Genomic DNA, 15,521 nt, shown 5'->3' on the forward strand with positions numbered 1-15,521 from the left:
CAATAAAAAAAGGGGAGAAACTCCCCTCTCTTTTGAGCCTCTTGTCGGATTCGAACCAACGACCCCGAGATTACAAATCACGTGCTCTGGCCAACTGAGCTAAAGAGGCAGCGGGTAAGCTTACCACATCGCGCTGCTACGACCCTCTACCCTTGCTGCGATCAAGCCCTGGGGGAGTCAAGGGGAGCTAGCCGTGTAGGACTTACCCGATGCAAAAGTAGTACATTTTCTGAAATAGACAAACCGGCTTGCTCTTTGCATGGCACAATTTCCTGTCATGGGTATGACAGGAAATATAAAAAGATTGATCAAGAGCCTAAAAATGGATCTGGATTAGTCAGAATGTTTTTTTAAACGATTCAACTGTCTGCGAAAAAGTGTCATTATTTTCTTTCCCCTATACGAAAGGGTGTGAGTTTTCTGGGACAAGGGGTATTGTTGCATAGCGATCTTGTCCGTCGTCCGCCTATCCTGTTCGGATACAATCAAGAGAATGTCCCCTTCCTGCAAGTGCATAGGCCCTTTAGGCACACGATAAGAGCCATGGCGGCTAATCAGGATAACAAGCTCTTTCTCATCCAAATCAATATCCATCAGACGATCTCCGGCAGATATCATTTCTTCGGTAACAATCCGCTCCTCCATTGTTGTTCCCGTTTCTTCCGGAATCTCAACTCCAAAGAGATTTCCTTCGGCAGAAGAAGGGATAGCCAGTCCCAACCAGCGCGCTGCAGAAGAAACAGTACTGCCTTGGATCAACAGAGAGACGATTGTAATAAAGAAAACAACGTTGAAAAGAATCTTCGCCTCAGGTATATTCATAAGAATAGGATAGGTTGCAAAAATGATTGGAACGGCTCCTCTAAGACCAACCCACGAGAGATAAATCCGCCCCCTAAAACTCAACTTACGGAAAGGAAGCAGTGAAATCAACACGCTCAATGGACGTCCCACGAAAATCAAAAAAAGAGCTGTCGCCAGAGCAAAACCCGCTATCGGCAACATCTCCGAGGGATTGACCAACAAGCCCAAAAGAATAAACAAGATAATCTGCACTAACCAAGTAATACCATCGAAAAAGGTAATGATACTCTTCTTGTGCACCAATCGGCTGTTCCCAACTACAATCCCTGCAATGTAGATCGTCAAATAGCCATTACCCCCGAAAAGAGAGGAAAGAGAGAAGGTTACGAAGACCAAACAAAGAAGGATAATCGGGTAGATCATATCATTTTCGATATTGATCCTATTGAGTAGAAACACCGAAATCTTCCCAAAGATATACCCCAAAACACAGCCTAGAGCAAACTGGAGGAGCAGTTCTCCTGCTATCACAGCAATATCGGCCTGCCCCATCCCTATGTACTGAATCAAAGCCAGAGTGAGCATATAAGCCATTGGATCATTGCTTCCGCTCTCGAGCTCAAGAGCAGGTTTGAGATTCTCCTTGAGGTGCATCTTTTGCGATCGCAAGATGGCGAATACAGAAGCTGAGTCCGTACTTGACATCAGAGCAGCCAACAAAAGAGCGGCAGGGAGGGAGATATGCACAGGTGACAAGTCGTAGTAGCTCAATAGGTAGACAAAAAGCCCGGTACTCAGGGTGGTCAGTATCACTCCCAGAGTTGAGAGTGTAACCCCCTCCCTAAGTACTGGGCGTATTTCCCGTATCTTGGTATCCATACCGCCAGAAAAGAGTATAACGGACAAGGCTACCATACCTGTAAATTGTGCTACACCGGCATCATCAAACTTAATACCCAACCCCGAGCTACCAAAGATCATCCCTGTGAAAAGGAACAACAACAACCCAGGAATACCGAATTTATATCCGACCTTGCCGGCCAAGATACCCGCCAAGATTACTAAAGAACCCAGCAATAGATAATGTTCTGTTCCGAATTCGGCAAGCATCTGTAGTTATGGTATTTTATTTTTAGTTCAGCTCAGCTTCTATCCGGCTGTGCAACTCCTCAAGCAAAGAAGGATCGTTGTCCAAATGCCCTATTACCTCCTCAGCAAAGGCTTTGACCAGCATTTTTCGAGCTTCCGTCAGAGGAATTCCTCTTTGACACAAATAGAAGAGGGCTTCATCACTCAGCTGACCTGTAGTCATCCCATGAGAGCATTTGACATCATCGGCATAAATCTCCAATTGAGGTTTACTATGCATGTTTCCAGTACCGGAAAGCAGCAAGTTGCGATTATTCTGGTAGGCCAACGTTTTTTGAGCAACCTGATCCACATAAATACGCCCACTAAAAACCCCATAGCCATTGTCATCGACAATGTATTTGAATAATTCGTCTGTATGACAATGAGGAGCCAAATGCTCTATTTTGGCATAATTATCTATATGCCTATTCTTTGTTGCCAAAGCCAATCCCTTGAGAAAGACCTCTGCACCTGGCTCAAACAGCTTGCTGTAGAAGTTATTTCGATTCAATCCACAAGACAAGGTGTATTCACTCCAACTGAGCATCGAATCTCTCCGTTGTTCCACCCAACAAGTCGCTATACGTCTCGCTGTTTCCTTTGCCTGTACTTCCTCGTGCACTTCCAAACGCGCCCCTGGACCAAGACAAACGCTCACGTGCTGCAAAACGGCTGTATGATCTCCTGCCAAATCCCGAAGAATTAGCTTAGCAGAAGCCTGCTCCTCCAGCAGAATCCTCAAAGAACGAAGTCCCAATTGCTCAGGATTTTGTTCGGAAAAACTAAGTTCGATGGGCTCTTCAAGAGTTTGCTTTTCAGAAACGTACAGCACACATACATCAGAAGAAAGAGCTTCATTTAGCAAGATGTAGCCATCTGTCGAAAAAGGACTCTTATCGCTTAGCAAAGAGGATACTTTATCTGGGAATTCTTTTGCAAACTCAGAAAAAGGGCCAAAGAAAAAGGCTTTGTCCAAGGGCAGAAAGGCCTGCCGATTAGATGTACACATAGACAGTCTCAAGGACATCAAGCCATCAAAAAAAGTGGACAAATCCGTCCGCTGGTAATCTTCTGAACCAAAAAGAGGCAGCCCCTCATTTTGCAAATGCAATCGAGCCTGCTCGGATCTTCTGCTCCAAGACGAAGAGCTAACAATCGGCTGTTTGAGGGAAAGAGCCGTATCTAAAGAACTCCTATCCATATATCATTCGTCTGCTTCGTTTTTGAGCCAATCGTAACCTCGTTCTTCCAATTCGAGTGCTAATTCAGGGCCTCCACTACGTATAATCCGTCCCTTGTACAATACATGAACAAAATCCGGTTTGATGTAGTCCAGCAAACGCTGATAATGAGTTATCACGATAGTGGCATTATCCTTTGAACGAAGACGATTAACACCCTCTGCAACGATCCTCAAAGCATCGATATCCAACCCACTGTCGGTCTCGTCCAAGATAGACAGAGTAGGCTCTAACATAGCCATCTGGAATATCTCGTTGCGCTTTTTCTCTCCACCAGAAAAACCAACATTGACGGAACGACCGGAAAAAGACTTATCTATCTCCACTAAGGCCTGTTTCTCTTTCATCAGTTTGAGGAAATCTGCGGCAGAAAGCTGGGGTAAGCCCAAGGCTTTTCTCCGCTCGATAACAGCCGAACGAATAAAATTGGTCATGGACACTCCCGGAATCTCCACCGGATACTGGAAACTCAGAAACAATCCTTTGTGAGAGCGTTCCTCCGGGCTAAACTCCAGTAAGTTTTCTCCATTATATTCTACAAATCCTTCCGTAACAGTAAAAGCTGGATGGCCCACCAATACCGAAGACAGAGTGCTTTTGCCCGATCCGTTCGGTCCCATAATGGAGTGAACCTCTCCCCTGTTTACCTGCAAATTGATTCCTCTGAGAATTGATTTGTCTCCGATAGAAGCGTGCAGATTATTTATATTAAGCAGCATAGAACTATAAAAGCTATTTGTAATTGTGAGTATTGTATTCTTCTGAGAAAGCACAAACGATCAACCTACGGATCCTTCCAAAGATACGCTAAGCAGTTTCTGTGCTTCAACGGCAAATTCCATGGGTAACTTTTGCATTACCTCCTTTGCATACCCTCCTACAATGAGAGCCACGGCCTCTTCTACCCCTATACCCCGCTGGTTGCAGTAGAAAAGCTGGTCTTCACTAATCTTGGAGGTTGTGGCCTCATGCTCGATAATAGCGGTTTCGTTATTGACCTGTGCATAAGGGAAGGTATGGGCTCCGCAACGATCTCCAATCAACAAGCTGTCGCACTGCGAATAATTGCGAGCAAACTTTGCATTGGGAGCTATCTGTACAAGACCTCGATAACTATTTTGGCTTTTTCCTGCTGAAATCCCTTTGGAAACAATCCGGCTTCTGCTATTTTTCCCGATATGGAGCATCTTGGTACCGGTGTCAGCTTGTTGGAAATTATTTGTAACGGCAACCGAATAAAACTCGCCTACAGATTCCTCACCCTTCAGGATGCAACTGGGGTATTTCCACGTAATGGCCGAGCCAGTTTCCACCTGCGTCCAAGAAAGTTTGGAGCGAAATCCTTTACATATACCTCTCTTTGTCACAAAATTGTATATCCCGCCATTACCATCTTTGTCTCCTGGGTACCAATTCTGAACAGTAGAATATTTGACCTCAGCTTCTGCCTCGACAAATATCTCTACAATGGCAGCGTGGAGTTGGTTCTCATCTCGCATTGGAGCTGTACATCCCTCAAGATAACTGACATAGGAGCCTTCGTCTGCCACAATAAGTGTTCGCTCAAACTGCCCGGTCTGAGCAGCATTGATGCGAAAATAAGTAGACAATTCCATGGGACACCGGACCCCTTTGGGGATGTAAACGAATGAACCATCGCTAAAGACAGCCGAATTGAGAGCCGCGAAATAATTGTCATTGTAAGGCACCACCTTACCCAGATATTTGCGGACCAACTCAGGATGTTCTTTCACAGCTTCGCTAAAAGAGCAGAAAATAATCCCTTTCTCGGCAAGTTGCTCTCGAAAGGTAGTTTTCACAGACACACTATCCATTACAGCATCTACGGCCATTCCCGATAAGGCTGCACGCTCATGTAGAGGAATACCCAACTTGTCGAAAGTCTTGAGCAACTCCGGATCTATCTCCTTCTTTTCCCCACTGACTTTCTGTTTCGGAGCTGCGTAGTAGATAATATCCTGATAGTCAATCTCCGGTATCTGCAAATGTGCCCATTTAGGAGCTCTCATGCTCAGCCACTTATGATAAGCCTTAAGCCGAAAATCAAGTAACCACTCTGGTTCTCCCTTTTTATTAGAAATGAGCCTCACTACATCCTCGCTCAAACCATGCGGAATTACCTCGGTATCTATATCTGTGGTGAATCCATATTTGTACTCACCTGATGTTACTTCTTCTATTATATCTCGTTGAATGTCTTTTTCGTCTTTCATATACACCCTGTATACTAAACTACCATCACCCCCTGTTTTTAATCAGGCTGGATTTACCTTGCTGGAGAACAAACCAAAGGAGACAAAAGTTGGCAGAATATCTCTAATCGGAATATAGAGAAGAGAATTAACCCTTGCCGAGGAGGAATCCACTTCTTTCTTCTCCCGCAAATCATCTGCCAAATCATAAGCATTAAAGGCTAAACTAAGCAGAAAGATAACCGTAACTCCATGCAATAATCCACCAGAAAATTTATTAAACAAACCTAATGGACTGGTATTGATCAATTTATTGACCCCAATGAACACAAATGAAACAGCCAAAACTATCAACACGATACTAAACAGCTTGCTTACAAACAATATAGCAGTATCCGACATTTCTGAAGAGAGTGATCTTAAACAATCCGCAAGAAACGGAGAAAACACTGCATAAAAAGCAATCGCCAATATCACAGACAACAAAGTACCTGCAGATCGGATAAGCCCCTTGCTCCAGCCTCGAAAGAAGGCTATCCCCAAGAGGAGCACGATAAGAATATCCAGCCAATTCATATTACAACAGTGAATCTCATTTGTGAAAATCAATCTACGTATCTTAGCTCACAAGAAACAAAGCTCAAACCCGGAAGTCTGTCTCCTTGTTTAGACATCTCCTTGTTTGAGCTTTGCAACAGAATACTGCTAATGACTATAATTAGAGAGACTTCTTTACTTCTATTTCGGTGAAGGCTTCGATCAAGTCCCCCTCCATGATGTTGTTGTAGTTCTCAATATTTAGACCGCAATCAAGCCCTGCCACAACTTCCTTGACGTCATCTTTGAAGCGTTTGAGAGAGCCCAACTCTCCGGTATGGATCACAATACCATCGCGTATCAAGCGCACCTTGTTCGAACGCTTGATCTTGCCTTCCTTAACCATACAACCTGCAATTGTTCCAACTTTGGAAATCTTGAATGTTTGCTGTACTTCCAATGTAGCAGTAACCTCTTCTCGTATTTCGGGAGCAAGCATACCCTCCATGGCAGTCTTGATTTCCTCGATGGTATCGTAGATGATGCTGTAAGTACGTATTTCCACACCCTCCTGTTCTGCCATTTTGCGAGCAGCTTGGGATGGGCGCACCTGGAACCCGATAATGATAGCAGAAGAGGCTGCAGCCAGCACAACATCGGACTCCGATATCTGTCCGACAGCTTTGTGAATCACATTAACCTGTACCTCCTCGGTAGAAAGACGGATGAGCGAATCGGCCAAAGCTTCTACAGAACCGTCCACATCCCCTTTTATTATCACATTCAGCTCGTGGAAGTTACCCATCTCTTTTCGACGAGCCACCTCGTCCAAAGTAAGCACCTTACGAGTACGGTCGTTTTGTTCGCGCTGCAACTGCTCTCGCTTGTTGGCTATACTGCGAGCTTCCTGCTCTGAATCCAGGACATTAAAGCCGTCCCCTGCTGTAGGAGCTCCGCTCAATCCTAAGATTTGCACTGGATCACTTGGTCCGGCAGATTTAACACGCTGATTGCGCACATTGAACATAGCCTTGACCCTTCCGTGATGTGTACCGGCCAAGACAACGTCTCCTATCTGCAATGTTCCATTCTGAACAAGCACAGTAGCCACATAGCCACGTCCCTTATCCAATGAAGACTCTATAATGGAACCACTCGCTTTTCGTTTTGGATTAGCCTGCAAACCAAGCATGTCGGCTTCAAGTAGAACTTTTTCGAGCAGTTCGTTAACGCCTATACCTTTCTTGGCCGATATCTCTTGACACTGATATTTACCTCCCCAATCTTCGACGAGATAGTTCATATTGGCCAAAGCTTCTTTTATCTTCTCCGGATTAGCAGCAGGCTTATCCACCTTATTAATTGCAAAAACAATGGGGACACCAGCTGCAGCTGCATGATTGATCGCCTCTACTGTTTGAGGCATCACATCATCATCTGCTGCCACTATGATAATAGCGATGTCTGTTACCTTAGCTCCACGAGCACGCATAGCCGTGAAGGCTTCATGCCCCGGGGTATCCAAGAAAGTGATGCGACGTCCATTTTTAAGCTCCAAATTATAAGCTCCGATATGCTGAGTAATCCCTCCTGCTTCACCGGCAATCACATTTGTCTTACGGATATTATCCAAGAGCGAGGTCTTTCCATGGTCTACGTGACCCATTACGGTAATAATCGGAGGGCGAGCTATGAGATCGTCTGGATCTTCGGCTTCTTCTTCCTCCTGATTGATCGTTTCAACCACATCAGCACTAACAAACTCAGTCTTGAAGTCGAACTCCTCTGCAACCAAATTGAGAGTCTCGGCATCTAAGCGTTGATTGATAGAAACGAATAGACCGATACTCATACAAGTGGCGATAACTTCGTTTACGGGCACATCCATCATCACCGCCAAATCACTCACTGTCACAAATTCCGTAAGCTTAAGAATACGGCTCTCCTGTCTCTCCTCACGGATAGCGTCCATAGCAGCCTTGCTGGCAGCCTCTCTCTTATCTTTTCTATACTTTGCCCCTTTGCTTAGGTTGGACGTTTTAGAAGTCAGCCTGGCTAATGTCTCCTTGATCTGCTTCTGCACATCTTCGTCGCTTACCTCCGGCTGTACAGGTGGACGCTTGGCAGACTTGGCTTTGCGAGAAGTGTTGTCTCGTCCAGCGGTCCTCTCTCCTGCATTCTTACGCTTGTCATCATCTTTCACCTTAGCAGCTTCGCTCTTGACATCCACAGCCTTTTTGTTGATGCGTTTGCGCTTACGCTTGGCATTCTCCGTTGTATTGTTACGCTCCTGTTGTCTCTCTTCTCGTGTTTTCTTCTTGGGGCGCATCGAAGAGTTGATCGAATCAAGATCGATCTTCCCTACCACTTTAACTTGTGGCTCCGGCAAGGTCTCTCCAGGACGATATATCTCTTCCTTCGGCTTTTCTTGCAACGACTCAGCCACCGCAAGTGTAGAATCCTTTGGGGAATTTTCTTTCACTGTAGCAGGAACAGTCTTGCTCTCCTCTTTCTTCTGTACAATGGGAGAAGCAACTTTCTTTTCTGGCTCTTCTTTTTTCTTTGTTTCGATTGAGATTTCTATTTTTTCCACACGATCTTGTTTGACCGGCTTAGGCTGTTGTTTAACTGGAGACGGAGATGTTTTTGGAGCATTTTTCACATCATCCACAAGCTTTGGTTCATCAACCAAAACTTTCTCTTTCTCAACTGCTTTCACCTCGAGCTTTTCCTTTGAGGCTGGAACAACCATGGCTTTCTTCTCTATGGGAGCTGATTGAGGCTCAGCCTTTTCGACAGGAGCGTCTGTTTTCTTTATCAACGGACGAGTTGGCTCTTCCGGCGGTAGAGTCTCTTTCTTATCTCGCTTAATCTTAGGGTGAACTCCATCCAAGTTCTCTATCCTGCCCTTGACAGTCAATTGAGGCTTGAAGGTCTCGGGGACTTCTGTCCAGATTGCGCCAGTCTCGGAAGGCTGACTATCCGAAGAGGAGGAAGCTCCCTCAGAAGGAGTAGCGTCAGACACGGAAGAAGCAGATTTTGGGGCAAACTTTTTGCGTATCTTCTCCACCGTAGCAACAGGGACATCCTTGCCAAACTCTGCAACAAGGCATTCGAATTCTTTCTTATCGATACGCATATTGGGGTTAGACTCCTCCACTTCAAAGCCCTTCTCTTTGAGCTTCGAAGCCAAGGTCCCTACTCCAACATTAAATTCTTTTGCTAAACTGAATAACTTTACTGACATATCTTCCTTACTATCTACGCTCCTTATATTGTTTATTGCTCCTTGATCTATTTCTTACTGCTCCATAGAGGTACCCTCAATCTCATCTTCTTCCTCCATTGTGTCAGAAAAATCAGATTCTTCGTACTCTGCGGGCAGACCTTGCTCCGAAGACAAGTCTGAAAGATCATCTTCGTCATCTTCCTCAAATTCTGCTCTCAACACACCCAGTACATAATCTATAGTAGCCTCCTCCAAGTCTGTTGTATGGATCAATTCTTCGCGACTCTTACGAAGAACACTCTTGGCAGTGGTACACCCCTTGTCTTTGAGAATATCAAGCACCCATGTATCAATCTCATCAGCAAATTCATCCAAATAGATATCCTCCTCATCTACTACGTCTACATCTCTGAATACCTCTATCTGATAGCCGGTGAGAGCAGAAGCTAACTTGATGTTAGAGGCATTTTTCCCGATTGCCAAAGGCACCTGATCGGGACGCAAATAAACCTCAGCTCGCTTGTCATCTTCAAAGATGTTGATTGTAGATACGTGAGCGGGGCTGAGAGCTCGCTGAATGAAGAGGGTTTTGTTGGTCGTATAAGAAGTTACATCTATGTTCTCACCTCTCAACTCCCTCACAATACCACGTATACGAGATCCGTTCATACCCACACAAGCTCCTACAGGGTCTATACGGTCATCATAGCTTTCGACTGCCATTTTGGCCCTCTCTCCCGGGATACGGGCAACGCTCCGTATCGTGATCAACCCATCGGCAATCTCGGGAACATTCAGCTCAAAAAGACGTTTAAGAAACTCTCCACTCGTGCGGCTGAGAATAACTTTCGGGTTATTGTTGTCATTTTCCACTCGGTCTATAACAGCGTGTACCGTCTCTCCTTTACGGAAAAAGTCACTCGGTATCTGCTCCGCCTTGGGTATGATCAACTCATTGCCATCATCATCCAAAAGCAAGGCCTCTCGTTTCCATACCTGATACACTTCGGCGGAGATCAGCTGACCTACACGCTGCGAAAAACCTTCATAGAAATTCTCCTTCTGCAACTCCAAGATCTTACTCGAAAGAGCCTGTCTAAGATTAAGAATGGCACGACGCCCAAACTCCTCGAAATGGATTTGATCGGTGACATCATCACCCTCTTCTGCTTCGGGGTCAATGGTATGAGCCTCGGAGAGACCTACTTCTCGATTGACATCCTGTACTTGACCATCTTGCACCACCTGACGAGTGCGATAGATCTCGAAATCCCCTTTCTCGGGATTTATGATCACATCGTAATTCTCATCTGTGCCAAACATTTTGGACAACACATTGCGAAACGAATCTTCCAATACGTGGATCATCGTTTCTTTATCAATATTCTTCAGCTCCTTAAATTCTGCCAAGGAGTCGATCATGCTTATGGTCTCTTGTTTCTTAGCCATTCTTAAATACGTGTATTCTATATAATACGTGTTCCTTTCCTGTTTTGTGCCACCCAACTTGTCACATCTCTACCTTATAACAGGCTCGTTTGATATCATCCAAAGCCAATTGTACCTCCGTCGGGACATCTTTCTTGCGCTTACTACCCTCTGGTTTGATACGACGTACCACTTCCAGACAAATGCTTGCAGAATCGACAAAGAGCAATCGTCCCTCTTCTTTCACTCCTGTTTTGAGCAAAATCTCTACGGGCTTGTCGATATACTTCTGCCACTGACGCAAAGAGACAATAGGAGAGCTAATACCGGCAGATCCGACTTCAAGCTCAAAGTCTTCAATATCCCTGTCCAGACAAGACTCTATATGTTTACTCAGAGCAACACAGATAGATATATCCACAGAGCTGTCACTGTCAATCGTGACAGTGATACGATTCTGGGAATCAACTGTTACTTCCACGAGGAAAAGACAGGGATCAGACGCCAGATAGGTCTCTACTATTTGTTCTATTTCTGCTTTGCTGATCATACTGTATCTGACACTTCTTTATAAAAACGAGGAGGAAGCAAGTCACTCGCCTCCTCCACCTTCGCCACAAAGGTAACAAATAATTCTATATCATAGCTAATTGCCTGATTTGCGAGGACTATGCACACTCTCCATTCTGTATGTGCAACGATCTCTTATTAATCGCTTCTCAAGGCTTGAATTAAGATTTTCCTCAATCAATTGTCATATCTCTTGAATTTCATCGTTTTCAAATCAAAAATAAGCTCAAGGGTATTATCCAACTCGACCTCATAATGACGCCTGTCACGAGATATCTTTACGACCTTGGAATCTGGATGCTTGGTATTTACAAACACATTGATTTTGCTCGGAATCACCGAAACAGGGAGCATTACGGTATTACCGTCGATCTCCGTCCAGCGACCAAACTTGTCAAAATCAACAGAGACTCCATTTCTCATCCTCACTTCATACGAAGTAGAAAACACCTCATTGTCCATCATCACGAGGCTCACATCTGTACCCTTAAAGTGTTTATGCACAAACTCCTGAGCTTGCTTGGGAAGTTGATCGAACCGAATCGGTTTATCCTCAGCCCTTGCTACAAGAAAAACAGATGCTACAAACACCAAGACAAAAACAACTCTTCTAATCATGACTCTTCGTTTTATTGATTACTACAAACACACAAAGACATAGAAAAACCTATATCTACTGTCGCTAAGATAACACATTACGAAGCATATAGTTCTTCATATCCTCAAGAAATAGATCAAAAAGATTCCAGACAAGGAGGATAAATTACAAAACAGCCATGGTATGCGAACAAGTTCACACAAAAAAACTCAATCTTATAGACTCCTTGTGGATCAATTCCTCCTCTTCACAATAAGCCTGTCTTTCATCAAAATGGAGAGAATTCAGAGAAAATCCGCCTCTCCGATAGCCCGGAGAGCTTCTATTCGCTCCAGACAAGTAGCACATTTTCTACAAGGAGTCATTTCTCCCTTGTAGCAGCTCCATGTGCGACGATAGTCGATTCCCAAGGTCTTTCCTCGTTTGGCAATATCAATTTTAGACCATCCAGTATAGGGAGCTTTCAGGCAAACGGCATTGGAGGTGCCGTGTGCTATCGCTTCTCCCATAGGTAAAACAAAATCAGCTCGACAGTCCGGATATATGCTGTGATCCCCAAAATGATTGGCGATATAAATTTCAGCCAAGCCATAAGATTCAGCCAAGCCAGCTGCTATACTCAGCATGATTCCATTGCGAAAAGGAACAACAGTCGAAGCCATATTGTCTTCGGCATACTGCCCTTCAGGAATTTCTCCCCCACTCTGCAATAGATCACTCCGAAAGTATTGATTCATAAAAGACAAAGGAATGACGATATGGCGTATCCCCAGACGTTCGCAATGTTCCTTCGCAAATGGTATCTCTTTGGCATTATGCTTGGCACCATAGTCAAAGCTAACCCCCAAAGCTATGCGATCGGCAAAATCGTAGAGCATGGTCACACTATCCATTCCTCCGGACACAATGATCAGCCCTTTCCGAGTTTGATCCTCCTTCTTATTTAGTCTCATTTCTTGCATTTTGGCTCTTGCTTCCTAAATTTTCCGAGCAAAGATAATAGGAGAGTATTGTATGTATCTTCCTAAAGTCAACTTCGATCGTTTTTTGATAGATTTTAGAGAAAACAATGATCAGAATCAATGCTCGAAGAAAGCCTATTTATACACTATGTAAGAAACTAATCAAATCATAACATTGGAATCGATATGGCAAGAATCCCATTTTGCGATAGCTCGAAGAAACCCTTGTTCCCCATCTCTAAATACACATGTTATGTAAAAACACAATCGCAGAAAAACTAAAAAACGGAGAGGGAATAGGCTACATAGACGACTGAATACTCTCCTATTTTGGATGCTCTATACCGACCTCTCAAAATCCCGATGAACAGGGCGTTCTGGAGGGGGCGAAATTCTCTCCTGAGAGAAATTTTGCTAACACAGGAGAAAAAAATAATTTCCACAGGAGAGAATTTTCGTTCTCTCCCGTGTCAGCAAAAAACATCTCCTTACGGTATCAAAATAGAGACGAAAAAGGAAGCCTAAAACCCCCTATCAGGGTCTGAAAGAAGCCCTCTAATTAAAAACATAAATACACAAGATAAAACAAAAAACATATTAAAAAAAGGAAGAGATAGCATATTAAGATCATTTCGGAAGTCTAAGCAGGGATCACCTATCTTGCGATTGGCAACACAATTGATTCTGAAACAAGCAAACCTAGATAAACTCGGAGACACAAAACAAATACACTCAAAGATCTTCTAAATTTTGACGCGGTTGCTCCGGCTGAGTTAGGCTAATTTTGACCCAGTTTATTTAGTACTTTTGCCCCTCGTAGTATGCAATCAACAAAACGCAATTGTATTATCGTCCGGCCATGAGACTGCTGCCCGTCAAACGACTGCATTGGTATATGTTACGCACATTTGTGCCTCTGCTGGTGATGACCTTCGGCATCTGTTGGTTCGTTGTGCTGATGCAATTTCTTTGGAAATATGTCGATGATATGGCCGGAAAAGGTCTGTCTCTCGACATATTGGGACAAATGCTCTTCTATTCGGCCATGCAGCTGGTCCCCATGGCTCTCCCGCTGGGCATACTTTTGGCCTCCCTAATGACTTTCGGCAACCTGGGTGAACGATTGGAGTTATTGGCAATGAAATCTGCTGGTGTTCCTCTACATCGCATCATGTTGCCACTATTTTTCGCCGTATGTGCTTGTGCTATAGGCTTGCTACTCTTCCAAAACAATCAGATAGCGAAAGCACAAGTCAAGCTATATACCATCATCTATTCGGCCCGAAACGCAACTCCGGAGCTGGAAATTCCTGAGGGGATTTTCTACAACGGGATCAAAGGTTACAATGTATATGTGACAAGCAAGAACCGCAAATCACACATGCTCTACGACATGATGATCTACGACCACAGTCAAGGTTTCGAGACGGCTCGCATTATACGCGCTGACTCGGGGAAACTGACTATGGATGAATCAAAAACCTTCCTTACTCTCAATCTTTTCTCAGGACGAAGTTTCCAAACATTAAGGAGGCAATCCTTTGCAGACCAACCAGAAGCAGTTCCCTCTTTCGATGAGCGATTCTCAAAAAAAGAGATTGTTATCCCCTTCGACACCAACTTCAAGATGGAAGATGAGGAAGGGATGCGTGGCACATACGTTGGTAAAAACTTGGTCGAATTACAGGGCATTGCAGACAGTGCCCTCTATGCCATTGACAGCATACGTATTGCCATAACACCCGGTCTTGAGAAAGACCTTGCGAAGAGCAGATTTTCTCCGAGCAGCCTCCTCTCACCTACACAAAAATCTCCTGAGGCGGTTGCTGAAAGGAACAACATTTGGAAAAAAGCCGAGCAAGAGCCATTAGATATGGACAGCCTGTGGGCAACCAGCTCTCCCTACACCATGCTTTCCGCCCTTCGAGAGGCAAATGACAGAATAAGCATGGTACGAAACGACATTGCATATGCCACGAGCGATTTACAACAAGAACTTTGGGTATATCGCGTACACAAGATGGAATGGTTTAGCCGATTTGCCTTTCCTGCTGCCTGCATTGTCTTTTTCTTTATAGGGGCCCCACTCGGAGCCATTATACGCAAGGGAGGGCTGGGTACACCTATCGTAGCCTCTGTACTCCTCTTCCTAATCTATTATATGCTGGATACTTTTGGCCGTAAAATGGTAAACTCCGGCGAATGGGCCGTATGGCAAGGGAAATGGCTCTCTACTGCCGTCCTGCTACCTTTGGGTATATTCCTTACCTACAAAGCTTCCCGAGACTCTTCCACACTCAACATAGACACCTACGTTCTCTTTATCAAAAGGCTTCTCAATCCTCGTCGAATACGGAAGATAGAGTACAAAGATGTGATTATCATAGAGGCTGATATCCATCAGGCTCATAAACAGATAAATGGGATACGAACCCAAATTGCACAGACAGTGGCCAGCCACGTGATGAGCTGTGCGTGGCCTCTGATATGGATATACGGATCTGAGCAGAGACAGCTGGTGCAGTTGCATACGCAATTGGAGCAGATGATAGATTACCTGAGGGATTGCCCCAAACGACTCGTTCAGGTTAAATTGATGGATATACCCTTGCTACCCAAACGCATTAGCAAATGGATTCCTCAATCGCGAATAACAGCCTATATGCTAATGCTCCTACTACCCTTATCTTTGCCACTGACTGTCTATTTGGCTGTCAGACGGATACATATACACCGTGATATACGGCAACTGGCTCCTGTACTGGATGAGTTGGACAAGTTGTTGGACACCGATTATGAAGAATAAAC

The 15,521-nt window shown here is 44.5% G+C and carries 11 protein-coding genes and 1 tRNA gene; 1 reads left to right on the forward strand and 11 read right to left on the reverse strand.

Annotated elements, in window-relative coordinates; all coding sequences use genetic code 11:
• Nucleotides 1-35: 35 nt before the first annotated feature.
• The 11 genes from B5D48_RS06615 to queC form a co-directional block, all read right to left on the reverse strand.
• Nucleotides 36-109: transfer RNA gene (locus B5D48_RS06615), tRNA-Thr, on the reverse strand.
• A gap of 224 nt (nt 110-333) precedes the next feature.
• On the reverse strand, nt 334-1,914 hold the full coding sequence (locus B5D48_RS06620) for a potassium/proton antiporter (RefSeq protein WP_023937718.1): 1,581 nt from the start codon (nt 1,912-1,914) through the stop codon (nt 334-336).
• 22 nt (nt 1,915-1,936) lie between these two features.
• Nucleotides 1,937-3,136: a Fe-S cluster assembly protein SufD gene (gene sufD / locus B5D48_RS06625; protein ID WP_023937717.1), complete on the reverse strand. Its 1,200-nt coding sequence runs from the start codon at nt 3,134-3,136 to the stop codon at nt 1,937-1,939.
• 3 nt (nt 3,137-3,139) lie between these two features.
• A complete protein-coding gene (gene sufC / locus B5D48_RS06630) occupies nt 3,140-3,892 on the reverse strand; it encodes a Fe-S cluster assembly ATPase SufC (protein WP_036888865.1) in 753 nt (250 codons plus the stop codon).
• A 63-nt stretch (nt 3,893-3,955) separates the two neighbouring features.
• Nucleotides 3,956-5,410 (reverse strand): Fe-S cluster assembly protein SufB, encoded by a 1,455-nt coding sequence (sufB, locus tag B5D48_RS06635; RefSeq protein WP_023937715.1) that lies wholly within the window; start codon nt 5,408-5,410, stop codon nt 3,956-3,958.
• Between the two features lie 42 nt (nt 5,411-5,452).
• Nucleotides 5,453-5,965, reverse strand: a complete 513-nt coding sequence (locus tag B5D48_RS06640; protein WP_023937714.1) for a CvpA family protein — start codon at nt 5,963-5,965, stop codon at nt 5,453-5,455.
• 142 nt (nt 5,966-6,107) lie between these two features.
• The gene (infB, locus tag B5D48_RS06645) at nt 6,108-9,173 is read right to left on the reverse strand and encodes a translation initiation factor IF-2 (protein WP_023937713.1); all 3,066 of its coding nucleotides are present in this window, start codon (nt 9,171-9,173) and stop codon (nt 6,108-6,110) included.
• A 54-nt stretch (nt 9,174-9,227) separates the two neighbouring features.
• Nucleotides 9,228-10,604: a transcription termination factor NusA gene (gene nusA / locus B5D48_RS06650; protein ID WP_036889473.1), complete on the reverse strand. Its 1,377-nt coding sequence runs from the start codon at nt 10,602-10,604 to the stop codon at nt 9,228-9,230.
• A gap of 61 nt (nt 10,605-10,665) precedes the next feature.
• Complete coding sequence (gene rimP, locus B5D48_RS06655) at nt 10,666-11,133, reverse strand: ribosome assembly cofactor RimP (protein ID WP_023937711.1); 468 nt, start codon at nt 11,131-11,133, stop codon at nt 10,666-10,668.
• Nucleotides 11,134-11,330: 197 nt separating this feature from the next.
• Nucleotides 11,331-11,771, reverse strand: coding sequence for a PepSY-like domain-containing protein (locus B5D48_RS06660; protein WP_023937709.1), 441 nt, complete (start codon nt 11,769-11,771; stop codon nt 11,331-11,333).
• 264 nt (nt 11,772-12,035) lie between these two features.
• Nucleotides 12,036-12,704, reverse strand: a complete 669-nt coding sequence (gene queC, locus B5D48_RS06665) for a 7-cyano-7-deazaguanine synthase QueC (RefSeq protein WP_042120305.1) — start codon at nt 12,702-12,704, stop codon at nt 12,036-12,038.
• Nucleotides 12,705-13,572: 868 nt separating this feature from the next.
• On the opposite strand from queC, the gene B5D48_RS06670 reads away from it, so the two are divergent.
• Nucleotides 13,573-15,519 (forward strand): LptF/LptG family permease, encoded by a 1,947-nt coding sequence (locus B5D48_RS06670; protein WP_042120284.1) that lies wholly within the window; start codon nt 13,573-13,575, stop codon nt 15,517-15,519.
• The last annotated feature ends 2 nt before the right edge of the window (nt 15,520-15,521 follow it).

Origin of the sequence: Porphyromonas crevioricanis (genome assembly GCF_900167225.1) — a bacterium.
Lineage (GTDB): Bacteria > Bacteroidota > Bacteroidia > Bacteroidales > Porphyromonadaceae > Porphyromonas > Porphyromonas crevioricanis.